Raw genomic sequence first — 23,910 nt, 5'->3', positions numbered from 1 at the left:
GAGACCGGGCCATCGAAGCCCGCCGTCGAAAACAGGGAGAGACGACCGATGAGGACAGCGTGTCTGGCGTTGCTTCTGGCAACATGCATGGCGCCTGCGTTCGCGCAGGACAAGACCTTCGACCTGAAGATCTCGCATTGGGTGCCGGCCTCGCATCCGCTGCAAAAGTCGCTGGAAGACTGGGCGGCCGCGGTGGAGAAGGATTCCGGCGGCACCATCAAGGGCAAGGTGTTCCCGGCCCAGCAGCTCGGCAAGGCTTTTGATCATTACGACATGGCGCGCGACGGCATCGCCGACGTCACCTATGTCAATCCCGGCTATCAGCCCGGCCGCTTCCCGATCGTCGGCGCCGGCGAGCTGCCATTCCTGATCTCGGACGCCAAGGGCGGCTCGATGGGGCTGGACGCCTGGTATCGGAAGTATGCCGAGAAGGAGATGAAGGACGTCAAATATTGCCTCGCCTTCGTCCATTCGCCCTCGTCCTTCCACTCCCGGACCAAGAAGATCGTGACGCCGGAGGACGTGAAGGGCCTGAAGATCCGCCCGGCCCACGCCACCATGGCGAATTTCGTCACTTCGCTCGGCGGCACCAATGTGCAGTCGTCCGCGCCTGAAGTGCGTGACATCATCGAGCGCGGCGTTGCCGACGGCGTCACCTTCCCGTGGGGCTCGCTGGTGCTGTTCGGCATCGACAAGGTCACCAAGTACGACATGGAGGCGCCGCTCTACACCACGACCTTCGTGTTCGTGATCAACAAGGACAAGTACAATGCGATGTCCGACAAGCAGAAGGCCGCGATCGACAAGAACTGCTCGACCGAGATGGCGGGTGTGGTCGGCGAACACTGGGGCAAGTTCGAGGACGCCGGCATCGACAAGGTGAAGGCCGAGTCCGATCATGTGGTCTACAAGTTGACGGGCGAGCAGACCGCCGCCTGGAAGAAGGCCGCCGAGCCGCTGGTCAAGACCTGGTCCAACGGCGCCAAGAAGGCCGGCGCCGATCCGGATGCCGCGCTCGCGGATTTGAAGGCATCGCTGAAGAAGTACAACGCGCTGGCGGAGTGACGCCAAGCTGCGACCGCGCACTCGCTGCACCTCTCCCAGTTGCGGGGGGAGGTCGGCGCGAAGCGCCGGGTGGGGGCTTTCTCCTCTTGGAGAGTCCCTCTGGAGGCCACCCTCACCCCAGCCCTCTCCCGCAAGCGGGAGAGGGAGCGCAGCTCCGATCGCGGGCACATCTCGAACTCGTCGGAAGGACTCTTTCTCCATGAAGCGCGGCTGGATGGATCGCGTTATCGACTCGATCGAATGGATCGCGGCCGGCTTTGTCGGCATTGTCGCGCTCGACATCTTCCTGTCGGTGCTGCTGCGCAACACGCTGAACTATTCGATTCCGGACAGCTTCGACATCGGCCGCATGTTGCTCGGCATCCTCATTTTCTGGGGCATCGCCGCGACCTCCTATCGCGGCACCCACATCACCGTTGACCTCGTCTGGGCCAATGTCGGGCCGCGCTACCAGCGCTGGATCGACGTGTTCGCAACGCTGGTGCTGCTGTTCGTCGTCTCCGTGCAGACCTGGACCCTGTTCGACAAGGTGCGCGGCACCTACAACGACAACGTCCAGACTTTTGACATGCACATGCCGACCTGGCCGTTCTTCGCGATCGCCTGGATCGGCGACGTCTCCGCCGTGCTTTTGATCGCGATCCGCACTTACCGGCTGATCTTCCACCCCGAAGAAATGCACGACCCCAAGCTGAAGGCGACGGAGTAAACATGAGCACCGATGCCGTCGCCGTTCTCGGCTTCGTTTCCCTGTTCGCGCTGATGCTGCTGCGCGTGCCCGTCGGCATGGCGATGGGGCTCGTCGGCGTCTCCGGCTTCAGCTATCTCGTCGGCGCCACGCCGGCGCTAAAGCTGGTCGGCCAGACCTCGATGCGCACGGTCACGGACTACACCTTCGGCGTCATCCCGATGTTCCTGCTGATGGGCTCCTTCGTAAGCAATTCCGGCATGAGCCGCGAGCTGTTCCGCGCCGCCAACGGCTTTGTCGGGCATTTGCGCGGCGGGCTTGGCATTGCCACCGTCGGCGCCTGCGGCGGCTTTGCCGCGATCTGCGGCTCTTCGGTCGCGACCGCCGCGACCTTTTCCGCAGTCGCCTATCCCGAGATGCGCCGCTTCGGCTATCCACAATCCTTTGCCACCGGCGTGATCGCGGCCGGCGGCACGCTGGGCGCGATGCTGCCGCCCTCCACCGTGCTCGCGGTCTACGGCATCATCACCGAGCAGGACATCGGCAAGCTGTTCATCGCCGGCATCATTCCGGGCCTGCTGGCGATGACCATGTACATGATCACGATCTTCCTGATCGGCTATTTTCGTCCCGACTTCCTGCCCAAGGGCAAGTTGCTGCCGTGGCGCGAGCGCTTTGCCGGATTGAAGGACATCTGGGCGCCGGTGCTGCTGTTCGTGTTCGTGATCGGCGGCCTCTACGGCCTGCCGTTCCTGCCGCGCTTCACGCCGACCGAAGCCGGCGGTGTCGGTGCCGCCGGCGCCTTCATCATCGGCGTGCTGACCGGACGGCTCGACCGCGAGAAGATCCTGGCTTCACTGCTGCAGGCGACGCGCACCGCGGCCGCCGTGTTCACCGTGCTGATCGGCGCCTTGATCTTCGGCTATTTCCTCACGGTGACGCAGACCCCGCAGAAGGTCACGGAATTCCTGACCGGTCTCGGCCTCGGCCCCTACGGCGTGCTGGCGCTGATCATGGTGATGTATCTCGTGCTCGGCTGCCTGATGGACGCCATGGCGATGATCATCCTCACCGTGCCGATCATCTTCCCCGTTATCATGCATCTCGGTTTCGACCCGATCTGGTTCGGCGTCATCATCGTCATGACCGTCGAGCTCGGCCTGATCCATCCGCCGGTCGGCATGAACGTCTTTGTCATCAAGAGCGTGGTGAAGGACGTGTCCTTCTCCACCATCTTCAAGGGCGTGATCCCGTTCGTGGCGACGGATCTGGTGCGCCTCGTGATCCTGATCGCGTTTCCATTGCTGGCGACGTGGCTGCCGACGCGCATGATGGCGCATTGAGAGACTCCTTGCTTATTTCGTTCAGGCGAGTTCCCTTCCCCTCTCCCCTTGTGGGAGAGGGTGCCGAGCGAAGCTCGGCGGGTGAGGGGTCTCTCTCCGCAAGCTCGCTGGTGGAGAGAGCCCCCTCATCCGGCGCTTCGCGCCACCTTCTCCCACAAGGGGAGAAGGGAAAGCAGCACCTGTTTGTCTTCTCACATTGGAGGTGACTGATGGCCCCCATGCTCGAAACCAAATATGTCTTCACCATCACCGCGAAAATCGGCGACGTCGTCACCGCCGGCGAGACCGGCGTCGGTGTTCGCCGCATCATTCCGATCGCCGGCGGCGAGGTGGCGGGTGCGATCTCCGGCAAGGTGCTGCCGTTCGGCGCCGATTTCCAGACCATCCGCCCCAACGAGCTGATCGATCTCGAAGCCAGATACGCCTTCGAGACCAACGACGGCGCGACCGTTTATGTCGAAAACAAGGGCATGCGCTTCGGTCCTGTGGAGCTGCTGCAGAAGCTCAAGCGCGGAGAGCCGGTCGATCCGAAGCTGATCTATTTCCGCACTATCCCCAAGTTCGAGACCGGACATCAAAGCTATCGCTGGCTGATGCAGCACATCTTCGTCGCCTCAGCCGCACGGCATGCGGACCGCGTGGTGATCGATGTGCACCAGGTGATTTGAATCTGGCATGGTGAGGGCGGCCCTGGATCAGGATATGATTAAAGGGTTCAGACAACGGGAGTCCCACCATGTCCCTTTTGACTTCCAGCGAATCAAGCCCTCAACACACCTTCGATTCCGCCGAAATGGGCGCCATCGCTCATCTCTACCGGGGCGAAGTCTATCGCTCGACGATTTGGCGAACGCGGCTCGACAACACGACCAATTGGGCGATCGTCACGATGGGCATCGCACTGTCGACGACCTTTTCGAGCCCGGAGGCTTCGCCTCTGCCACTCGTGCTCGTCGGACTGCTCCTTGCCGTCTTCCTCGGTATGGAGGCACGGCGTTATCGCTATTTCAATGTCTGGCGCGCCCGAGCCCGTTGGCTGGAGAAGAATTTCTACGCACCGATTTTTACCGGTGAGGCGCACGACGATAGCTGGAAGGCGACTCTCGCGCGCGATTACACCGCGCCCCGCCATCACATTTCGTTTTTCCGCGCTGCGGGGCGTCGGTTGCGTCGCAACTACGTTTGGATTCTGGCCATCCAGACCGCCGCCTATTACGGCAAGATTGCAATCCATCCGACGCCTGCGGTGACCTTGATGGAATATATCGATCGCGCCGCCGTCGGACCGATTCCCGGCTGGGTCGTTCTGATAATGGGCTTTGCCTACGATTTCGGCTGGCTGGCATTCGCTCTCGGTACGATGTGGCTCGACCAACGCGAGCACGGCGCCAAGGGCGACCTGGTGGCGATGGGCTAGCAACAGTGAGCTACAGCCGGAGTGTGTGTCTGGCGGTGTCCTTTAGGGGCTCGAAAGGGCTCATCGAACCCCCTCCTTGACTCCTCCCAAATTCGTTATACAACATAACTATTCTGACAAGGACGCAAATGACACAGGGAAACGCCGAGACCGCAAATGCGGGGGCCTCAGGGCTGCTCAGGATCGAGCGGGCGGACAGGGTTTTGACCGTGGGTCTGAACCGCCCCGCAAAGCGCAATGCGCTGAATGACGGCATCATCCTGGAAATCGGCGAGTGCTTTGCGTCCCTGCCCGAGGATATCGGCGCGGTCGTGATCCACGGCATCGGCGATCACTTCTCCTCCGGCCTCGATTTGTCCGAGCTCCAGGACCATGACGCCACCGGCGGGCTGCTGCATTCGCAGATGTGGCACCGGGTGTTCGACCGCATCCAGTACAGCCGCGTGCCCGTGATCGCCGCGCTCAAGGGCGCGGTGATCGGCGGCGGGCTGGAGCTGGCCTGCGCGGCGCACATACGCGTCGCCGAGCCCTCGACCTACTTTGCGCTGCCCGAGGGCCAGCGCGGCATCTTCGTCGGCGGCGGCGGCTCGGTGCGGCTGCCGCGGCTGATCGGCGTGGCGAGAATGATGGACATGATGCTGACCGGGCGGGTCTATTCCGCGACCGAGGGCGCCTCTTACGGCTTCGCGCAATATGTCACGGAAGCCGGCAACGGGCTCGGCAAGGCGCTGGAGCTTGCGACCAAGGTCGCCTCCAACGCGCCGCTGACAAATTTCGCCGTGATCCAGGCGCTGCCGATGATTGCGGAGGCCAATCCGCAGACCGGCCTCTTGATGGAATCGCTGATGGCGACGGTGGCGCAGAGCGACAAAGAGGCAAAACGCAGGATCCGCGAGTTCCTCGAGCACAAGACCGCCAAGGTAAAGCCGAAGTCATGAGCACCCAGCCGTCCTCTTCCAGCACGGAGCGCGGCGTGAGCAATTTCCCGCTGCGGCCGATCTCGTTCGGCGATCCCGTCGTCGATATCGAGCGGCGCGCGGACGGCACGATTTTTCTGCGGCCGAAGCAGCCGCTCGGCGACTATCCTCTTCGCATCACCGACCGCCTGCACCATTGGGCGAAAACCACGCCCGACCGCGTCTTCATGGCGGAGCGCGAGGGCGGCCGCGGCTGGCGCAAGATCAGCTATGCCGAGTTGCTGACCGCGAGCCGGCACATCGCCTCGGCGCTGATCCAGCGCGGCCTGTCGGCGGAGCGGCCGGTGGTGATCCTCTCCGGCAACTCGATCGACCATGCGCTGCTTGCCTTCGGCGCGTTCTATGCCGGCATTCCCTTCTGCCCGGTGTCGCCGGCCTATTCGCTGGTGTCGAAGGACTACGGAAAACTCTCTTACCTGATGAAGCTGCTGACGCCCGGCCTCGTCTTCGCCGAGGACGCCGGCAAGTTCGCCGATGCGCTGTCCGCCAACGTCTCGCTCGGCACCGAGATCGCCGCATCCTACGGCACAGTGCCGGGGCGCGACGTCACGATGCTCGCCGACCTCATGGCAACGCCGGTCCGCAGCGATCTCGACGCAGTGCACGGGAAAATCGGTCCGGACACGATCGCAAAATTCCTGCTGACATCAGGCTCGACCGGCAATCCCAAGGCCGTCATCAACACCCAGCGCATGATCTGCGCCAACCAGGTGATGCTGCGCGAGACGCTCGCCTTCCTGAAGGACGAGCCGCCGGTCATCATCGACTGGCTGCCCTGGAATCACACCTTTGGCGGCAATCACAATATCGGGCTGACGCTCTACAATGGCGGCTCGATGTATCTCGACGCCGGCAAGCCGGTGCCCGGCGGCATCGAGGAGACCGTGCGCAATCTCCAGGAGATTTCGCCGACGGTCTATTTCAACGTGCCCAAGGGCTACGAGACGCTGCTGCCCTATTTGCGCGACGACCAGGGCCTGCGCGCAAAGTTCTTCGACCGCCTGCACGCGATGTTCTTCTCGGGCGCCGCACTCTCGCCCTTCGTCTGGAACAGCCTCGACGAGCTCGCGGTCAAGGAGAAGGGCTATCGGGTGCCGATGCTGACCGGCCTTGGCGCCACCGAGACCGCGCCGTTCTTCATGTCGGTCAATCCGCGCACCAGCCGCTCCGGCCATGTCGGACTTCCGGTGTCAGGCAACGACGCCAAGCTCGTGCCGAACAACGGCAAGCTCGAGGTGCGTTGCAAGGGGCCGAACGTGATGCCCGGCTATTGGCGCCAGCCCGACATCACCGCAAAGTCGTTCGACGAGGAAGGTTTTTACAAGCTCGGCGATGCGCTCAAGCCCGTCGATCCCGATGATTTCAATGCCGGCTTCGATTTCGATGGCCGCATCGGCGAGGATTTCAAGCTCGCGAGCGGCACCTGGGTCAGCGTCGGCCCACTGCGTGCCCGTTTCGTCGCCGCCTGCGCGCCGCTGGTGCGCGACGTCGTCATCGCCGGCATCAATCGCGACGAGGTCTCCGCACTGGTGGTGCTCGATCTCGACGGCTGCCGGCTGGTCAACCCGACGCTGCCGGCGGACAACCTCACCGTGACCGCGCGCGACCGCCTTGTGCGCGAAGCCTTCCGCGAGCGCCTGACCGCCTTCCTCGGTTCCGCCACCGGCTCCTCGACCCGGATCACCCGCGCGATCCTCTTGGAAACGCCGCTGTCGATCGACAAGGGCGAGGTCACCGACAAGGGCTCGATCAACCAGCGCGCGGTGCTTGAGCATCGCAGCCTGCTGATCGAGGAGCTCTATGCTGCCAATCCATCGGACCGTGTGATATCGGTCGGCTAAACAAACACCGCGACAGGAGAACGCCATGTTGTTGAAGGATCAGGCAGTCATCGTCACCGGCGGCGCATCGGGACTGGGCGCGGCGACTGCGCGCAAGCTGGCGGCGCAGGGCGCCAGGGTCGCGGTCTGCGATCTCAATGCCAAGCTCGCGGAGAGCGTTGCCGCCGAGATCAAGGGCGTGGCCGTGACCTGCGACGTCTCCGATGCCGCCTCCGCCGAAGCCGCCATTGCGGCGGCCACGAAGGCCCACGGTCCGGCGCGGGTGCTGGTCAACTGCGCCGGCATCGGCGTGGCAAAACGCGTGGTCGGCCGCGACGGGCCGATGGCGCTTGCGGATTTCGACAAGGTGATCAAGGTCAATCTGATCGGCACCTTCAACATGCTGCGCCTCGCCGCAACCGAGATGTCCAAGCTGGAGCCGCAGGCGACCGGCGAGCGCGGCGTCATCATCAACACGGCTTCCGTTGCCGCCTATGACGGCCAGATCGGTCAGTCGGCCTATTCGGCCTCCAAGGGCGGCATCGTCGGCATGACGCTGCCGATCGCGCGCGAGCTCGCGCAGTTCGGCGTCCGCGTGCTGACGATCGCACCCGGCCTGTTCCTCACCCCCTTGCTCGCCAATTTGCCGCAGGAAGCCCAGGACTCGCTCGCCGCCGCGATCCCCTTCCCGCGCCGGCTCGGCCATGCCGACGAGTTCGCGGCGCTCGCGCTGCACATGGTCGAGAATTCCTACCTCAACGGCGAAGTGGTGCGGCTCGACGGCTCGCTGCGCATGGCGCCGAAGTGAGGTCAATGAAGTAGGGCGCGACGCATGTTCGTGAACCGGCGCGACGTACAGATTCAGTGGGGCGATTGCGATCCCGCCAACATCGTCTATTTCCCGCGCTATTTCGCGATGTTCGACGACTCGACCTCGGTCCTGTTCGAGACCGCCGGATTCTCGAAGCAGGACCTGGTCCACAAATACGGCCTGGTCGGCATTCCCATGGTCGACACGCGGGCCAAGTTCTACATTCCCTCGACGTATGGCGACTGGATCACCATCGAAACGAAGATCGAGAGCATCAAGCGCTCGAGCTTCGAGGTGAAGCACAACGTCTACAAGGGCGAAGCGCTGGCGATCGAGGGATTTGAGACCCGCGTCCTGGTCGGACGCGATCCCGTTAACCCCGACAAGCTGAAATCGGCACCGTTCCCGGCGGAAATGGTAGCCAAATTCACGGGGAGCCAGGTCCGGAGCTAAATCGCCGCATCACCAAAAGAGGGGGCTGAATTACCCCCCGATTTCTGCTTTCAAAGAAGCACGCAAAGGGAGGAATAAATGAGACGCTTTTACCTGACCGCCGCGATCGCTACGGCCACGCTTGCGCTGCCGGCGCTGCCCGCGCTGACCCAGACCAATGAAATCACCATCGGCATCACCACCACCACGACCGGTCCCGGTGCCGCGCTCGGCATTCCCGAGCGCAACGCGCTGGAATTCGTGCCGAAAGAGATCGGCGGCGTGCCGCTGAAGGTGATCGTGCTCGACGACGGCGGCGATCCCACCACCGCGACCACCAATGCCCGCCGCTTCGTCACGGAATCCAAGGCCGACATCATCATGGGTTCGGCGCTGACGCCGCCGACGATCGCGGTCTCCAACGTCGCCAACGAAGCCGGCATTCCGCATTTCGGCCTTGCGCCGTTCCCGATCACGCCGGAGCGCATGAAGTGGTCGGTGGCAATGCCGCAGCCGATCCCGATCGTGGGCAAGGTGCTGTACGAACACATGAAGGCCAAGGGCGTGAAGACCCTCGGTTACATCGGCTATTCCGACTCCTACGGCGACCTCTGGTTCAATGACCTGAAGGCCCAGGCAGTGCCGATGGGCATCACCGTCGTCGACGAAGAGCGCTTTGCGCGCCCCGACACCTCGGTCACCGGACAGGTGCTGAAGCTGGTCGCCGCCAATCCCGACGCCATCCTGATCGGCGCCTCCGGCACCGCGGCAGCACTGCCGCAGACCGAGCTGCGCGAGCGCGGCTATCAGGGCCTGATCTACCAGACCCATGGTGCCGCCAGCATGGATTTCATCCGCATCGCCGGCAAGGCGGCGGAAGGCGTGCTGATGGCTTCCGGTCCGGTGATGGACCCCGAGGACCAGCCAGACGAGGCCGCGACCAAGAAGCCGGGCCTTGCGCTCAACACGGCCTATGAAGCCAAATACGGTCCGAACAGCCGCAGCCAGTTCGCCGGCCATTCCTACGATGCGTTCGAGATCCTGAAGCGCATCATTCCGGCGGCGCTGAAGACGGCAAAGCCCGGGACCCCGGAGTTTCGCGAGGCGATTCGTCAGGCGCTGCTGTCGGAGAAGGAACTGGCGGCGAGCCAGGGCGTCTACAACTTCACCGAAAAGGACCGCTACGGCCTCGACGACCGTTCGCGCATCCTGCTCACGGTGAAGAACGGCAAGTACACGCTGGTGAAGTAGGCGTCTCGGGAGCTTTGAGACGACGAGAGCCGGCCCAATGGGCCGGCTCTTTTGCCTTGTGCGTCTGTCGTTGAGCTGCCGCGATCACAACAAGGCGTCATGCCCGGGCTTGTCCCGGGCATCCACGTTCTTCGTCCCGCGTGGCAGCGCGTGGATGGCCGGGACGAGCCCGGCCATGACGGTGCGGATGCGCGCGACCGGCTAAGCTGCCTGCCGCAGCGGCGTCCAGGCGAACTCGGGATAATACGTGTCCATCATGCGGTCGACATAGGCAGTGAGGTTCGGAAACCCTTCGGCGCGCTCGCGCAGGCGCGATTCGAAGAACGGCGTCAAAATTCCGGCAAGTGCGCCGAACGCGGTCGCATCCACGCCGCTTGGCTTGCTGCCCATCAGATAAGCCTTGTCGCCGAGCTGCACCGAGAGCGCGAACAGCGAGCGCAGGGCGAGATCGACGTCGTCATCAGGCGCGTGGCGGCCGAGGCCGGAGAGCAGGTAGTTCTCGGCGACACGGAATTGCGCATCCTCGCGTAGTTTTTCGCGATTATGCTCCGGCGCACCGTCGAAGAAATGCGCGGGTCCCTTGGCGAAGTTGACCGGATCTACCCAGCGTGCGCCGACCAGCGCCCAATAGACGTGGCTCTCGATCATGCGCTCGAACGCCCAGGCCTGCGCACGCTCGGCAAGCGTCAGCCCGGCGTCGAAGTCGAAGCCGTAGCGGCGCTCGATATGGGCACGGATGAAGGTGGAATCGGCCACCGCCTCGCCGCCATCGTCGATGAAGGGCAATTGTCCCTTGGGCGAGGCCGGCGGCATCGCCCGCTCCTTCCGGTACGGCAGTCCCGCCATCTTGAGCTGCACCTCCGTCTTGGTGACGAAGGGGCTGATTTCCGGCAGGCCGAAACCGGTGCCAAAGCCATAAAGCGTGATCATCTGAGTTCTCCTGAACCGCGACAGAGCCAATGGAACCTATCGGCCGGCTGCTGCCACCATGGTGGCAGCAGCCGTGATATCCTCTGCGAAGCGGGCCCCTCGCCAGGCGCGGCCCATGACATGACGAACGACATGGCGGACCAGCGCGTCCGCCGCCTGCGCTAGCGAGCGCGTCACCACGCTCAGGAGCGCAAAGCGGAGGTCAACGGCCATGAGATCGAGCGACACGAGGCGGCCGAACGCCCAGGCGTGCAGCGAAGCCTGGGCCCGCCACAGCGGACCGACCGCTACGAAATGGGTGGGAATGATCATGGACAAATCCTCTTCAGTCGAAGCGTTGTCCCGGTATAGAACTCCCCTGCTGCCAACATCCTGTCAGCATCCACGCGCCGTTTCTTAATTCGCCATCGCAAAGAGATTTGTCATGAGACGCGCCGACCGGCTGTTTCAGATCATCCAGGTGCTGAGGCGCACTCGCAAACCGCTGACGGCGGATGCGATCGCCGCCGAGCTCGAGACCTCGAAGCGCACCATCTATCGCGACATCGCAACGCTGATCGGCCAGCGCGTGCCGATCCGCGGCGAAGCCGGCATGGGCTACATCCTGGAAAAGGGTTTTGACCTGCCGCCTTTGATGCTGACGCCGGACGAGATCGAGGCGGCAGTGTTGGGCGCGCAATGGGTCGCGGGCCATGCCGATTCCGCGCTGGCGCGTGCCGCCGAAGACCTGATGGCCAAGATCGCCGACACCGTGCCTGAGCGCCTGCGTCCCTTCGTGCTAGAGCCCGCGAGCCGCGCGCGGCCGAGCTGGAACAGGGAGCCGGATCGCCTGGACATGGCACGTACGCGCACCCAGATCCACGAAGGCAAGAAGATCATGCTGCGCTATCGTGACGAGCAGGGCCGCCCGAGCGAGCGCATGATCTGGCCGATTTCGGTCGGCTATCTCGAAGCGGTCCGCCTGCTTGCGGCCTGGTGCGAGCTGCGCAGCGATTTTCGCAGCTTCCGCACGGACCGCGTGGTGGATGCGACCTACCTCGACGAAAGGTATCCGGAGCGGCGCGACGTGCTGCGCGCGAAATGGCGGCAGAGCCTGGTCTGGGGCCCGCCGAAGGATACGTGACAATGGACGAGACACCCACCATCGATCTTTCGAGCTGCTGTCAGAGTTGCGGCGCCTGCTGCGGCTATTCGGCCAACTGGCCGCGCTTCTCGATCGAGAGCGACGAGGAGCTTGCGGCGATCCCGGAAAAGTTCGTCAACGAACGCCAATCGGGCATGCGTTGCGATGGTGACCGTTGTTCGGCGTTACAGGGAGAGATCGGAAAATCGACCGCCTGCGGCGTCTACGCCGTGCGGCCGGAGGTGTGCCGCACCTGCATGCCTGGCGATGCCGAATGCGCGATGGCGCGGCGGAAATTCGGGCTGCCGGTCATCGAGGCGGTTGGCTAGCGCATGATCCGGAAAAGCGTGCAGCGGCTTTCCGGCAAGATCATGATCATGCGCCGACAAATATCCCAAGCGCGTTCGATCGCGCTTTAAGCCGGAACGGCTTCCGCGATCTCATCGTCGAACTCGTCCTCGAGCGGTGCAAGCACCGAGAGCGGCTTGGTCGACAGCGTGATCGGCTTGCGGCCCCCCGACAGCGATGGCGCCGATTTCGCCGCGCCCCCGCGCGACAGCGCGTAGAGCGTCGAGCCGACGCGGCCGCCGCTCTCGATCAGATCACGCTCAGTGCAGCTTGCGGCGATCGCGACGGCCAGCGAGTGCAGATGGCTGCGGCGATAGCAAAACAGCGCCAGCATGGCGCGGACATCAGGGGCAACGGTCTCAACCAGCCTCGGCAGGCCGCCTTCATTGGCGCGATACATCTCGCCAAGGAGTTCGTCGCGGACCGGGCAGAAATCGCTTTCATAGGCGTCGCGGCTTGAAAACATTGCAGTTCTCCTCGATGCCGAGGATGCAGCGCAATTCTCTAATGAAAGGTTAACCACGCCGCCCGGTAGTCATCCGGGGACCTTGCGCCCTGGCCGCGAATCAGAGGGCTCGGGCTGGCGCTTTTGCCGTGGCCTATCCTTCGAGACGCCCCGCCTACGGCGGGCCCTCAGGATGAGGTCTTCTCGCTGTGAGATTGTCGACCCTCATGGTGAGGAGCGCCGTTCGGCGCGTCTAGCGGACGATGCTTCGCATCGCCGCGAAAACCACGAGGCCGAGCACGCAGCCAAGCGCGGCGATCAGTTCGCAGCCATGAAAATGGAGAGGCCGAACCCGGTGAGATGGTGCAGCGCCTGGTCGACGCCGATCAGGGTCCAGAACCAGGGATGCTCCTGGTTGACGCCGAAATTGGCCGAGACCAGACCCTTGGCCCGGTCGATCGTGATGTGAATCACGAAATCGATCACCGCCACGAACCAGAATCTCGGCGCGACGATCAGGATCAGCGGCAGCGCAACGGCAAAGTGAATCAGGCAGTGCACGAGAAGCGGCAGGGCCCAGCCGTGCTTCTGGTCCTTGCCGTGCGCCATCCAGGCAGTTTGCAGCACGAAATCGGCGATGATGTGCTTGAAGCTGAGCAGCAACATCCAGCCAATGAGCGCTTCAACGGGAATCGCCGATGACAGGGGTGGAAACGACAAGCTGACGCCCTCATTGACGTGACAAGAAAAATTGGAGCGTTCAGCGCAACTTCTTCTTGGACCGGTCAAATCGCCGGGACCTGTGATTTATGACATCTCCCGCGGCGGAATGCAGCCGGGGGAACCGGAAAATCGCCAACTGTGGCTAAACGGTGATAGGACGACCAATCGCCGCGGCGCGTCAAGTAAGGTTACCCTCGGCTCGAAATTTGCATTCCCTCCCCGGCGCGCTATCATCTCCAGGTAGAGGATTATCGTCCTTTTTTCAGACTCTTACGAATTATTCGAGCGCATGGACCGGCAAACCGGCGGCGCCCGCCATCCAGGATTAAGGGCAGGGTGCTGCCATGAGTACTGAAGGCCCGACATTATCGACCGAGCAGCCGTCGCGGCGCCCCAAGGTCATCAAGACCAATCAGCAACAAGTCTTGCTATACGTTGTGCTGACCCTGCTGCTGTCGCTTGCCACCGTCTGGGCCGGCCGCACGCTGGTGCATAGTTCAGAGACACTGACCTTTGCTGTCGGCGCTCCCAACAGCGATGAAGCGCTGTTCGCGGCCAAGCTCGCGACCGTCTTGAAGAACAACGCCTCGCGATTCCGAATCAAGGTCGTCAACAACCCTGACAATGCCAAGGCGGTCGCCCAGTTCGACCGCAAGCAGGCCGATCTCGCCATCCTGCGCACGGATGCCAAGGTGCCGCCGCGGGCGCGCACGCTGGCGATCCTGGAGCACGATCTCGTGCTCCTGCTCGGTCCCGGCAACAAGAAGATCAAATCGCTTGCCGAGCTGAAGAAGAAGAAAGTCGCGGTCCTCGCCGAGAACGAATCCTCGCTCGCCTTCGTGCGCAGCATCCTCGACATTCCTGACGGGCCCGATGCCACAAAGATCCAGATGGCGCCGCAGGGCGCAACGCTCGACAAGCTGTTTGCGCCGTCGAGCGGCTTTGGCGCGGTGGTCGGCATCGTCCACGCCTCCAGAGCGGTGCGGGACAAGGCCTATGAACAGGTCGCCAGGCGCGGCGGCTTCACGCTGAATGCCATCGACGAAGCCAAGGCACTGGCACGCAAATTCCCCGGCATTTCCGCCGAGACGCTGACGGCGGGCACGCTGTCCGCATCACCTGAGATCCCCGACGACGATCTCGACACGATCGGGCTCGAATGGCTCCTGGTCGCGCAATCCAAGATGTCCCTGACAACGGCCGGAGAGCTCGCGCGCACCGTCTACGAGAACAAGTCCGAGCTCGGGCTCGACAGCGGCTTTGCCACCAGGATCGAGCCGGCCTCGGTCGAGAAGGACGCCTATGTAATGGCGCATCAGGGAGCCGCCGACTACATCAACGACGACACCAAGTCGTTCATGGATAAATACAGCGACCTGATGTATCTGGGCGCGGCCGCGCTCAGCGTCATCGGCTCGATCTTCGCCGCAATCTACGCCAAGATTACCAGGATCGCGCCGGAGAAGGCCAGCGAGCTCGCCACCGCCATCCTCGACATCGGCGAGCGCATCGAGCACGCCCATTCGCTGGATCAGCTCGAATGTCTCCAGGACGAGCTCGAAGGCATCTTGCGCGGCGCCGTCATCGGCTTGCGCGACGGCACGATCAGTACCGACGGGCTCGACACCTTCAAGCTCGGCTACGAGTTCGTCCGCGACGAGATTGGCATGCGCCGCGACTACCTCAAACGCCACGCCGGCGAGGCCGAAAAGGCCGCGTCTCCCTCGCACGACGACAGCAACGTCGTGGTGGTGAAGACCGCTCAGAGTGCCTGACCTATCGTCTGCAGAGCTTGGGCCCGGGCCAGCGGGCCTTTCTGGTGGGATCGCCGGCCGGAAGTCGGGAACCGCCCTGACTTGCAACCGTTGGGTCGCGGCACAACCGGAGAACGCACCATGCGGATGCTCCTTCTTATCGTCCTCGCGGGAATGCTGGTTGCGGTCGGTTACTTCGCCTATTCGGCCATGACGGTCGAGGGCGAGCCGATTCCGACGCAAGGGTATTTGGCTTTGGCGCTCGGCGCAGGGTTCTCCGTGATCGTCGGCGTCGGGCTGATGGTGCTGTTGTTCTTCAGCAGCCGCCGCGGCTACGACGAGCCGCCACATTTCAAGTGACGGTTCAGCCCGCCGCCGCCACAACCACCCCACCGAGCGCCCGTGTCCTGATCCTGGCAATGGCATGCTTCAGCGCCACCTGCTGGCGGTCCGGCTCGGCCGCGGCGCGCGCCTCGGCCATCGCGCCGGCGAGGTCGCCTAGCGGCAGCGCACCATCGAAGGTCGGCTTCGCCAGGCCGTCGATGATGGCGTGCCAGTCGGCCAGCCCGTGGCGGTAGGGATCACCGTGGCCGGTGATCATGTTGGCGCTGTCGATGATCGCCGGTACGGCCTGCGGCTGCTTGACCAGCGCGCGCGAGATCATGTGCAGCCAGCGTTCGACCCAGGCCCGCTCCTCGGCGTAACGGATCGAGAACAACCGCCAGCGTTTGAGCGCGGCCTCGAGCTTCAGACGCCGGATCCCGATCCAGCTCGCGTTCGAGAAACGGATCGAGATCCGCCGGTGGCGCCATCCGATCATGTCGAGCGCGTCGAGCACCGGCTCGCCGGCAATCGCCGGCAGCGCGCCGATCAACTCGTCGAAGCGGAACTTCCTGACCTCGACCGATGGCGGCTTGCCATCGGCAAGCTCCATCAGCTTCAGCTGCGCGATCCGGATCGGATCCTCATAGGCCATCCGCATCGCCATCAGGCGTGCGATGTCGCACAGCGCGCGCCCGTCGTCACCGAGGCGGCCGACGAAACGGCAGACCCGGTCGGCGTACAGCTGGGCATAGCTCGTGCCCTGATATTCGGTGAGCAGATGAATGCCGTCGCTGACGGCGGGCGCCGCGGCTTCGGGCAGCCCCTCGGGCAGGAATGCCGGCGTGTCGTCCTCTTCTCCGATGATGTCCTCGAAGAGGTAGCGCAGCGAAGCCAGGATGCCGTCGTCGTTCGACACGCGATCATTCCCTCGAGAAATGCGATGCTTCAAGCAGGCTTCGATGCCGTCATCGCCATCGCCGCGGCCTGTTGAGCCAGCCGCTGCTCCAGCGTGTTGAGGTTCTGGAACAGGCGGGCGCTTGCAAGCCGCAGGAAGTAGAAGCCGAAGGCGGGGTTCTGCACGTAGAGCTCCTCGACCTTGTTATAGCCGACGCTGAGGACGATTCCGGGCTCGATGCATTCGAGCGTCTGGGTACGGGTATTCGACGGCGACAGCATGCCGAGCTCGCCAACGATGGCGCCGATCGGCAGCTCGATGCCGGATTCGACGAGGCGGAAGCGGCCGCTGACGATATAGGCCATGTCTTCGGCCTTCTCGTCCTTGTAGAACAGCACCTCGCCGGCCTTGCATTTGCGCTCGATCATGAACGGCTTCAGCCAGTCCATCGAGAGGTCGGAATTGACCGACTTGCGGACGTCGCGCACGAGCTGGAGCATCTGATGCAGGCGATAGCCGTTGAGCGCGAGCACCACGGTCTGCACGCCAATCACCAGATAATTATGCGCGGGGATGGCGGTCGCGATCAGGACGAGATTGGTGAGAATGCCGAACACGCGCAGCGGGATCATCGTCCGCATGGTCGTGGTGGCTACCACGAACACCGAGGCGAACAGGGCGCCGGCGGTTCCTGCGTGCTCTGCGATATGTGACGTATCCATCGGGCCAACAACCTTGAATGAATGGAGCGGGCTCGCCGGGGCGAGAGGGCCCGACATCGCGGCCGCGCATCCCATATATGGGGAAACCGCGCGGTTTGTCTGTGATTTGGCTCATTGGATGCGCGGATTCCGCCCCCTCATGGCGATCCGGCACGGCAGCCCACCGCGCCTCGTTGACGGCCTTGGCGCGGGCGGGCACTTTGGCACCGACATTCCCAGCCGGGACCTCAAACGCCACCCCAAGACCGGGCCGCCTTCGCGCATGTCCAAGCCGCTGATCTCCGCTCTGGCCCAGTTCGTGACCGCCACGGCCGGCCGCAACATGACCAAGGCGGCCTATCTGGCCGTGACCGTCGGCGTCGCGACCATGGTGCTGTTGACGGTCAACCCGGCCTATGAAGTGGCGCACCACTGGGTCGATGCCGTGCTCTGGGCCTGCCTGGCCTATTTCGTGTTCGAATGGGTGGTCCGGCTACGCCACATGGCGCGCCACGGACGCCTTTCGCTCTACCTGTCCTCATCCGCAGGCCTGGTCGATGCGGTCGGGGCGCTCGCCGTGCCGTTGGCGCTGACCGTCGGCCTCGAGCCGAGGACGGCCTGGCTGCTCAGCGTGCTCTGGGTCTTGAAAGTGGTGCCCGGCATTCCCGGCCTGCGGCAGCTTCGCCGGGTCCTCGTGCTGGAATCGGGCCCGTTGCTTAGCGTGCTCGTGATCTTCCTGATGGTGGTCTTCCTCGCCTCCGTCGCCGAGTATTTTCTGGAGCGGGACGTGCAGCCGCAGACCTTCGGCAGCGTACCCGCCGCGCTATGGTGGGCGGTGGTGACCTTGACCACGACCGGCTATGGCGACGCGGTGCCGGTGACCCCGCTCGGACGCATGGTGGCGGCGCTGGTGATGATCTCCGGCCTCGGCGTGTTCGGACTGTGGACCGGCATTCTGGCGACCGGCTTTGCCGCAGAGACCCGGCGCGACAATTTCCTGAAGACCTGGGAATCCGTCAGCAAGGTGCCGTTCTTCGCCGCGCTCGGGCCGGCTGCGATCGCTGACGTCACGCACATGCTGCGGACCATGGAGCTACCCGCCCGCACCATGATCATCCGCAAGGGCACGCAGGGCGACTGCATGTATTTCATCGCTGCCGGCGAGGTCGAGGTCGACCTGTCCGGCAAGAAGGTGCAGCTCGGCGAAGGCGCCTTCTTCGGCGAGATGGCGCTGCTCGGCAACAACATGCGCGGTGCCAACGTCTCGACCACGAAGGTGTCGCGGCTGCTGGTGCTCGACCTCGTCGACTTTCGCGTGCTGATGGCGCGGCACCCCGATCTTGCCAACACCATCGACGTGGAAGCCAGGCGCCGCACGCTCGAAAACAGCTAAATGGAGACAAGAATGTCGGATACAGCCGACGCGGCCTCTGGTCCCGTGCTCGAAATTGGCGGCGCCCGCGCCACCATCCGCCTCAACCGTCCCAGGCATCTCAACCGGCTGCAGGCGGAGGACCTCGGCGAGCTGACGAAACTGTTCGACCGGGTCGAGGCCGATCCGGCGATCCGCGTGCTGGTGCTGACCGGAACGGGGCGCGCCTTCTCCGCAGGCTATGACCTCAACTCGGTGGCCGAGCGCGCGGTCAGCGCCGGCGAGCAGCAGAGCGCGGGCTCGGCGTTCGAGGCGGTCGTCAACCGGCTCGAGGATCTCGGCGTGCCGACGATCTGCCGGCTCAATGGCGGCGTCTATGGCGGCTCGACCGACCTCGCCCTCGCCTGCGATTTCCGCATCGGCATCGACAGCGCCGAGATGTTCATGCCGGCGGCACGGCTCGGACTCCACTACTACAGCAGCGGCATCAAACGCTACGTGACGCGGCTCGGCATCGACAACGCGAAAAAACTGTTCCTGACCGCGCAAAAAATCAGCGCGCCGGAGATGCTCCGGATCGGCTATCTCACCGCCATGGTGCCAGAGGAAGCTCTCGACGAGGAAGTCGACAAGCTCGCGACAATCCTGGCCGGCAATGCCCCGGCCGCGATGCGTGGCATGAAGCGCGCGATCAACGAATTCGCCCGCGGCGAGCTCAATGAGGCGGCCGCCGACCAGCGCCACCGCGACAGCATGCGCGGCGACGAGATCAAGGAAGGCATCAAGGCGTTCGCGGAGAAGCGGTCGCCAAAATTCTGATCACGCCCGCTTCGACCGCATCGCGCGCACCTGCGTGAGCTTCGGATCGCGGACGAGCGCCTGGTAGCGTTTGCTGTCGATGGCGTAGATCGCGATCCGGCCCTCGCTGTCGGCATGAACGCCCCAGCCAAAGCGCTTGCCCAGGCTCGACGCCCTCATGCACGCCTGCCCCCGCGAAAAAAACGCTTCACGGGCCGCACGCTCCTCCGCTTTCGTCGTCTTCACGTCGAGCTCGCGTCCGGGTGCAGACGTCGCGAAGATCACGTCGTCGGACGTGTATTTGTAGGGTGCCTTGGCGATCATGCCGTATTGCAGGCAGGCCACCGTCGGCTTACCCGCGCGCAGCGGCGGCTCCTCGCCAGTACGCGCCGGACAATCTTCGGCAACCTGGATGAAGGTGTTGAAGCAGTTAGTCGTGTGCATCGGTTTCGTCATCTGCGACCTCGATCGGTTCATCCTCCAACAGCCGCGGCATGCTGCGCCGCCATCTCGTCATCCGCTGCATTGATGCGCTGGAATGCAGGCCGCGATGTCATGCGCTCGGCATAGCTTACGAAGACGTCTTTCTTCGGTACGATGCCGAACATGATGGTCCAGCTGAACGCGACGCCCCACAGAACATCCGCGGCCGTCATGCGCTCGCCGAGCAGGTACGGCCCCTTCGACAGTTGCGCCTCGAGCGCGCCCAGCATGATGTCGTAATCGGCATAGGGCGATTGTGTGATCGGTGCCGGCTCCCGCTGCATGAATTTGTCGATCAGGGCCGGTTCGAACGAGGCGCCGTAGTAGGCGATCCACCGCAGGTAGGGACCGCGCAGCGGATCGTTGAGTCCAGGCGTCAGGCCGGCCTGCGGAAACAGGTCGGCAAGATAGATGGTGATCGCGACCTGCTCGGTCACGAGCACCCCGCCGCGGCGGATCGCCGGCACCTTGCCGAGCGGATTGATGGCGAGATAAGCGGGCTGACGCTGCTCGCCCGCCTTCATGTTGAGGACATGGAGATCGTAGGGCGCACCCAGCTCCTCCAAGCAGCACCCGGGTGCCGGTGGCGCGGCTTTGCGGCGAGTAATACAGCGTCATGCGGTTCGGATCGGTCATGGCAGGTCTCCCATCTGGCGGGGCGGCGGCGGCGCATCTCTAGCGGACCATACCTGACATCCTCTGTCAGGTATGGTTTAAAGAACCATGCGTGCGAGCCGGATGCTGTCGATCCTCACCACCCTCCAGGCGCGGGGGCAGGTCACCGCGCCTGAGCTCGCGGAGGCCTGCGAGGTGTCGGTGCGCACGATCTATCGCGACATCGACGCACTCGCGGCGTCCGGCGTACCCGTCTACGCCGACCGCGGCGCGGAGGGCGGCTATCGGCTGCTCGACGGCTATCGGGTGCGGCTGAACGGGCTGTCGCAGAGTGAGGCGGAAGCGCTGTTCCTCGCGGCATTGCCAGGCCCGGCAGCGGCGCTCGGACTGGATGCGGCGATGCTCGCTGCGCAAAACAAGATGATGGCTGCGCTGCCGGCCCATTTGCGCCAGGATGCCGGCCGGATGCAGGAGCGTTTTCATCTGGATGCGCCGGGCTGGTTCGGCGAGACGGAAGAACCGCAGCATTTGCGCGCCATCGCCGGCGCGGCTTTACGCGGGACGCTGATCAAGATCCGCTACCAGAGCTGGCGATCGGAGAAGCAGCGCCGGGTCGCGCCGCTCGGGCTCGTGCTGAAGGGCGGCAGCTGGTATCTCGCAGGCGAGGTCGATGGCAGCGTGCGGACCTATCGCCTCGCGCGCGTGCTCGACTGCACGGTGCTGGACGATCGGTTCGATCGTCCAGCCGATTTCGATCTTGCCGCCTATTGGCAGGCAGCAACGCTCCGTCTCGAGGCCGAGATGCATCCCAATGTCGCAATCGTCCGGCTGTCGCCGTTCGGCGTCAAGCTGCTCGATGCGCTGAGCCAGCCTTATGTCAAGGCGCGCATGCAGCTTGAAGAGACCGCCGACGCGGATGGCTGGCGCATTGCCAGAGTGCCGACCGGCAAGACCTCGTGGCACGCCGCAGCCGAATTGCTGCGGCTCGGCCCCGAGGCCGAAGTGCTGGAGCCGGCAGATCTCCGCGAGAAGATCGCGGAGCTGACGCAGGCGATGGCCGCGCGCTATCGCGCATCGTCGCAGGCCGCGGATCCGGCGGCGCGGAAAGCCTGGCGGCGGCGCATACTGCCGCAGCCCACGAAACAATCCTGAAACACGATTCTCCCCGGGCGGCTTGAACGCGTCTGCGCTCCGGCTCGACCGAGATGCAGGGACACAACAACGGCTTTGTGCCACACTGGAGAATGAAGATGTTTCGCAAACTTGCACTTGGTCTGATCGCCGCCGGCTCGCTCGGCGTTGCCGCTCTCGCCCCCACCGCCGCGTCGGCCCACGGCTTCCACCATCACTGGGGTCCGGGCTGGGGCTTTGGTGGCGTCTACGTCAACACCGGCGTCAACAATTGCTACCAGGAGCGCGTCGTCCAGACCCGCCACGGCCTGCGCGTGCGCGTGGTGAACGTCTGCGCGTACGGGATCTACTGATATCAGGCGTCCACGACAGCCCCGATCGCTCCGCGATCGGGGCTTTGCGCGCTGAACTCGCATCGACTAGCCGGGCTGTCGCTGCCGGCGAAACCAGGCCCAGGTCTGGCGTGTGGTCGCGATGTAGCCACGGCCGCGATAGACGATCTCGCCATCGACGATCTCGTTCAGCTTCGGCAGCGCGTGAAAAGGGATCGAGGGATAGGCGTGGTGCTCGACGTGATAGGGCATGTTCCACGCGAACCATTTGACGATCGCGCCGGTATAGGTGGTGCGAGTGTTTTGGAAGGCGCTGCGGGTGCGCTCGCAGCCGGTATGCTCGGCATAGAGATAGGGCCGCAGGAAGAATTGCCCGATGACCAGCGGGACGATCCAGACCCAGAGCAGCAGCGCTGACGAGAACCACAGCGAGAGCGCAAATAGCGCCACATAGAATCCGGCATAGACGCGCGCTTCGGTCACGATGACGGCACGCTTGTTTTCGGGGATCCAGGGCACGGTGACCTTGCCGCTGATGGCGTGGCCGAGCATCAGCCAGAGACGGCCGGCGACCTGAAGCACGCCGCTATAGGCGATCGCGAGCTGCGTATCGGATGCCGGCTTGACGCCGACGATGAGCTCCGGGTCCTTGTCCGGATCCTGGGTGTAGCGGTGATGGTCCCAGTGGAACAGGCAGTAATATTCGTAAGGCAACCCGATGATGAAGCCCGAGAGATAGCCGACGGCGAGATTGAGGCTACGGCTTTTGAACGCCGTCTTGTGCGCGGTCTCGTGCACCGCCATGAACAGGAAGGCGACGAAATAGCCCTGCACCGCCATCAGCGGCAGCGCCCAGAACACGCCATAGCTTGAGGTAACCTTCCAGATCAGCGTCCCGATCAGCACGACCACGCCGTAATGGCCGAGGCTGCGCGCGACGCCTTTGAGGTTTGAGCGAACCGATAATTCGCGCAGCATTGCCGGCGCCAGCGGCTTCAGGCGATGGCCGGTCTCTGAAACGGTTGCGTCACTCATGATGGGGCCTGCATTCCTTGCCAAGGAGTTCTGCGATCTCGGCCTTGATGAAGGCGTGATCGCGCGGATTGTTGACGGGGTTGCCGGCACGATGGCCATGCACCGACGGGATCGGGTGCAGCGTGGCGGATCTTGCGTTGACCAGCCGGCCGAGCTCGTCATCGTTGTCGCGCACATCGAAATAGCGATCGGTCGCGCCCGGCATCAGCAGCATGTGCGCCGTGATCGCGCCGAGCGCGCGGTCGAGATCGCCGCCGTATGCGGCGCAGCGGCTGATGTCGCCGGTCTGCCAAATGTCGATCTGCGCCAGCAGATCGTTGGCGTCCCGCCGCGCGAAGGTCGCGTCCCAGGAGCGGACGAGATAGTCCTCGAGCGAGGTAAAGCCCGCCTCGCGCCAGACCTCGTCGCGATAAAAGCCGTGCGACATCGCCCAGCCGGCATAGACACGCCCCATTGCGCGGAAGCCGGCGACGGGCTTGTCGACGAAGCGGCCGTCTCGGAAGGCGGGATCGGCGGTCAGTGCGGCTTTGACACCTTCCAGGAAGACGTGGTTGTAGGGCGCGCAGCGTGCGCTGCCGCAGACCACCGCCGCGCGCTCGACCATATCCGGATAGCAGGCCGCCCAGTGATAGGCCTGCATGCCGCCCATCGACCAGCCATAGACCAGCGCGAGCTTCGAGATGCCGAGACGTTCGATGAGCAGACGGTGCTGGACGGCGACTGCATCATGGTAGGTCACTTTCGGAAACGCCGCGTTCGAATTGGAGGGCGAGGAAGACAGGCCGTTGCCGAGCAGGTTCGGGATGATGATGAAGTAGCGCGTGGGATCGAGCACGCCGCCGGGCTGGATCAGCCACTCGGTGTCGGTGTGCTGCGCGCTGAACGAGGTCGGATAGAGGATGACATTGTCTTTGGCCGGGCTCAGCGTGCCGTAGGTCTTGTAGGCGAGCTGCAGCGATGGGAAAACGGTGCCGGACTGAAGCGCGACGTCGCCCGCCTCAAAGACTTCGCGCTGCGCCGTCATCTCCAACTCCCGCTCACGCGGCCGCAGATCAGGCCGCTGCTCCGACAATGCATCGATCGTGCCGAGCCCAGCA

27 protein-coding genes and 1 pseudogene are annotated in these 23,910 nt (G+C 64.1%); 18 read left to right on the top strand and 10 right to left on the bottom strand.

Translation table 11 applies throughout. From position 1 onward, the window contains the following. The first annotated feature begins 48 nt into the window (after window positions 1–48). The 10 genes from GWG65_RS03275 to GWG65_RS03230 all read left to right on the top strand — a co-directional run bounded on the left by GWG65_RS03275 (window position 49) and on the right by GWG65_RS03230 (window position 9,804). The gene (locus GWG65_RS03275) at window positions 49–1,065 is read left to right on the top strand and encodes a TRAP transporter substrate-binding protein (protein WP_275193905.1); all 1,017 of its coding nucleotides are present in this window, start codon (window positions 49–51) and stop codon (window positions 1,063–1,065) included. Window positions 1,066–1,264: 199 nt separating this feature from the next. After that, window positions 1,265–1,774 (top strand): TRAP transporter small permease, encoded by a 510-nt coding sequence (locus GWG65_RS03270; protein ID WP_148745047.1) that lies wholly within the window; start codon window positions 1,265–1,267, stop codon window positions 1,772–1,774. A gap of 2 nt (window positions 1,775–1,776) precedes the next feature. Further along, window positions 1,777–3,096, top strand: coding sequence for a TRAP transporter permease (locus GWG65_RS03265; protein WP_275193904.1), 1,320 nt, complete (start codon window positions 1,777–1,779; stop codon window positions 3,094–3,096). 209 nt (window positions 3,097–3,305) lie between these two features. Then, complete coding sequence (locus GWG65_RS03260) at window positions 3,306–3,764, top strand: DUF3237 domain-containing protein (protein WP_275193902.1); 459 nt, start codon at window positions 3,306–3,308, stop codon at window positions 3,762–3,764. A 68-nt stretch (window positions 3,765–3,832) separates the two neighbouring features. Beyond that, entirely contained in the window at window positions 3,833–4,513 is a 681-nt protein-coding gene (locus tag GWG65_RS03255) for a DUF2270 domain-containing protein (protein WP_275193901.1), read from the top strand. A 128-nt stretch (window positions 4,514–4,641) separates the two neighbouring features. Further along, a complete protein-coding gene (locus GWG65_RS03250; RefSeq protein WP_275193900.1) occupies window positions 4,642–5,451 on the top strand; it encodes a crotonase/enoyl-CoA hydratase family protein in 810 nt (269 codons plus the stop codon). Then, on the top strand, window positions 5,448–7,331 hold the full coding sequence (locus GWG65_RS03245) for a feruloyl-CoA synthase (RefSeq protein WP_275193899.1): 1,884 nt from the start codon (window positions 5,448–5,450) through the stop codon (window positions 7,329–7,331). The genes GWG65_RS03250 and GWG65_RS03245 overlap by 4 nt, the downstream gene beginning before the upstream one ends. Before the next feature lie 25 nt (window positions 7,332–7,356). After that, complete coding sequence (locus GWG65_RS03240) at window positions 7,357–8,118, top strand: SDR family NAD(P)-dependent oxidoreductase (RefSeq protein WP_275193898.1); 762 nt, start codon at window positions 7,357–7,359, stop codon at window positions 8,116–8,118. Window positions 8,119–8,142: 24 nt separating this feature from the next. Continuing rightward, window positions 8,143–8,574, top strand: coding sequence for a thioesterase family protein (locus GWG65_RS03235; protein WP_275193897.1), 432 nt, complete (start codon window positions 8,143–8,145; stop codon window positions 8,572–8,574). A gap of 78 nt (window positions 8,575–8,652) precedes the next feature. Beyond that, window positions 8,653–9,804 (top strand): ABC transporter substrate-binding protein, encoded by a 1,152-nt coding sequence (locus GWG65_RS03230; RefSeq protein WP_275193896.1) that lies wholly within the window; start codon window positions 8,653–8,655, stop codon window positions 9,802–9,804. A gap of 201 nt (window positions 9,805–10,005) precedes the next feature. Here the strand turns inward: GWG65_RS03230 and GWG65_RS03225 are convergent, their stop codons facing one another. Together GWG65_RS03225 and GWG65_RS03220 are read right to left on the bottom strand one after the other, a co-directional pair. Beyond that, window positions 10,006–10,734 (bottom strand): glutathione S-transferase family protein, encoded by a 729-nt coding sequence (locus tag GWG65_RS03225; protein WP_275193895.1) that lies wholly within the window; start codon window positions 10,732–10,734, stop codon window positions 10,006–10,008. 36 nt (window positions 10,735–10,770) lie between these two features. Continuing rightward, a complete protein-coding gene (locus GWG65_RS03220; RefSeq protein ID WP_275193894.1) occupies window positions 10,771–11,046 on the bottom strand; it encodes a hypothetical protein in 276 nt (91 codons plus the stop codon). A 112-nt stretch (window positions 11,047–11,158) separates the two neighbouring features. Between GWG65_RS03220 and GWG65_RS03215 the strand changes: the two genes are divergently transcribed. Next, window positions 11,159–11,857: a YafY family protein gene (locus GWG65_RS03215; protein WP_275193893.1), complete on the top strand. Its 699-nt coding sequence runs from the start codon at window positions 11,159–11,161 to the stop codon at window positions 11,855–11,857. Window positions 11,858–11,859: 2 nt separating this feature from the next. Continuing rightward, window positions 11,860–12,186, top strand: coding sequence for a YkgJ family cysteine cluster protein (locus tag GWG65_RS03210; protein ID WP_275193892.1), 327 nt, complete (start codon window positions 11,860–11,862; stop codon window positions 12,184–12,186). A gap of 86 nt (window positions 12,187–12,272) precedes the next feature. Here GWG65_RS03210 and GWG65_RS03205 read toward each other — a convergent pair whose 3' ends face one another. Together GWG65_RS03205 and GWG65_RS03200 are read right to left on the bottom strand one after the other, a co-directional pair. Beyond that, window positions 12,273–12,671, bottom strand: coding sequence for a hypothetical protein (locus GWG65_RS03205; protein ID WP_275193891.1), 399 nt, complete (start codon window positions 12,669–12,671; stop codon window positions 12,273–12,275). Window positions 12,672–12,968: 297 nt separating this feature from the next. Further along, complete coding sequence (locus GWG65_RS03200; RefSeq protein ID WP_247383226.1) at window positions 12,969–13,316, bottom strand: DUF3307 domain-containing protein; 348 nt, start codon at window positions 13,314–13,316, stop codon at window positions 12,969–12,971. A gap of 401 nt (window positions 13,317–13,717) precedes the next feature. Here GWG65_RS03200 and GWG65_RS03195 point away from each other — a divergent pair, with 401 nt between their 5' ends. After that, window positions 13,718–15,148: a TAXI family TRAP transporter solute-binding subunit gene (locus GWG65_RS03195; RefSeq protein WP_275193890.1), complete on the top strand. Its 1,431-nt coding sequence runs from the start codon at window positions 13,718–13,720 to the stop codon at window positions 15,146–15,148. 120 nt (window positions 15,149–15,268) lie between these two features. Then, complete coding sequence (locus tag GWG65_RS03190; RefSeq protein ID WP_275193889.1) at window positions 15,269–15,487, top strand: hypothetical protein; 219 nt, start codon at window positions 15,269–15,271, stop codon at window positions 15,485–15,487. Window positions 15,488–15,491: 4 nt separating this feature from the next. On the opposite strand, the gene GWG65_RS03185 is transcribed toward GWG65_RS03190, so the two are convergent. Together GWG65_RS03185 and GWG65_RS03180 are read right to left on the bottom strand one after the other, a co-directional pair. Then, window positions 15,492–16,367 (bottom strand): DUF6537 domain-containing protein, encoded by an 876-nt coding sequence (locus GWG65_RS03185; protein ID WP_275193888.1) that lies wholly within the window; start codon window positions 16,365–16,367, stop codon window positions 15,492–15,494. 29 nt (window positions 16,368–16,396) lie between these two features. After that, window positions 16,397–17,068 carry a cyclic nucleotide-binding domain-containing protein gene (locus GWG65_RS03180; RefSeq protein ID WP_275193887.1) on the bottom strand — a complete coding sequence of 224 codons (672 nt, stop codon included), beginning with the start codon at window positions 17,066–17,068 and terminating at the stop codon, window positions 16,397–16,399. Window positions 17,069–17,330: 262 nt separating this feature from the next. On the opposite strand from GWG65_RS03180, the gene GWG65_RS03175 reads away from it, so the two are divergent. Together GWG65_RS03175 and GWG65_RS03170 are read left to right on the top strand one after the other, a co-directional pair. After that, complete coding sequence (locus GWG65_RS03175; protein ID WP_275193935.1) at window positions 17,331–18,440, top strand: cyclic nucleotide-gated ion channel; 1,110 nt, start codon at window positions 17,331–17,333, stop codon at window positions 18,438–18,440. A 12-nt stretch (window positions 18,441–18,452) separates the two neighbouring features. Further along, complete coding sequence (locus tag GWG65_RS03170; RefSeq protein ID WP_275193885.1) at window positions 18,453–19,238, top strand: enoyl-CoA hydratase/isomerase family protein; 786 nt, start codon at window positions 18,453–18,455, stop codon at window positions 19,236–19,238. On the opposite strand, the gene GWG65_RS03165 is transcribed toward GWG65_RS03170, so the two are convergent. Beyond that, complete coding sequence (locus GWG65_RS03165) at window positions 19,239–19,673, bottom strand: DUF6157 family protein (RefSeq protein ID WP_275193884.1); 435 nt, start codon at window positions 19,671–19,673, stop codon at window positions 19,239–19,241. A 17-nt stretch (window positions 19,674–19,690) separates the two neighbouring features. Then, window positions 19,691–20,336: pseudogene (locus GWG65_RS03160) on the bottom strand (glutathione S-transferase family protein). An 87-nt stretch (window positions 20,337–20,423) separates the two neighbouring features. Here GWG65_RS03160 and GWG65_RS03155 point away from each other — a divergent pair. Next, entirely contained in the window at window positions 20,424–21,467 is a 1,044-nt protein-coding gene (locus GWG65_RS03155; RefSeq protein WP_275193883.1) for a YafY family protein, read from the top strand. Window positions 21,468–21,565: 98 nt separating this feature from the next. After that, complete coding sequence (locus GWG65_RS03150; RefSeq protein WP_211381998.1) at window positions 21,566–21,799, top strand: hypothetical protein; 234 nt, start codon at window positions 21,566–21,568, stop codon at window positions 21,797–21,799. 66 nt (window positions 21,800–21,865) lie between these two features. Here the strand turns inward: GWG65_RS03150 and GWG65_RS03145 are convergent, their stop codons facing one another. Both GWG65_RS03145 and GWG65_RS03140 read right to left on the bottom strand, forming a co-directional pair. Then, the gene (locus tag GWG65_RS03145) at window positions 21,866–22,813 is read right to left on the bottom strand and encodes a fatty acid desaturase (RefSeq protein WP_275193879.1); all 948 of its coding nucleotides are present in this window, start codon (window positions 22,811–22,813) and stop codon (window positions 21,866–21,868) included. Further along, window positions 22,806–23,837, bottom strand: coding sequence for an alpha/beta fold hydrolase (locus tag GWG65_RS03140; protein WP_275193934.1), 1,032 nt, complete (start codon window positions 23,835–23,837; stop codon window positions 22,806–22,808). The genes GWG65_RS03145 and GWG65_RS03140 overlap by 8 nt, the downstream gene beginning before the upstream one ends. Between the last annotated feature and the right edge of the window lie 73 nt (window positions 23,838–23,910).

Source organism: Bradyrhizobium sp. CSA207, assembly GCF_029051685.1.
Taxonomy (GTDB): Bacteria; Pseudomonadota; Alphaproteobacteria; order Rhizobiales; family Xanthobacteraceae; genus Bradyrhizobium.
This window is presented reverse-complemented; position numbering and strand designations above follow the sequence as displayed.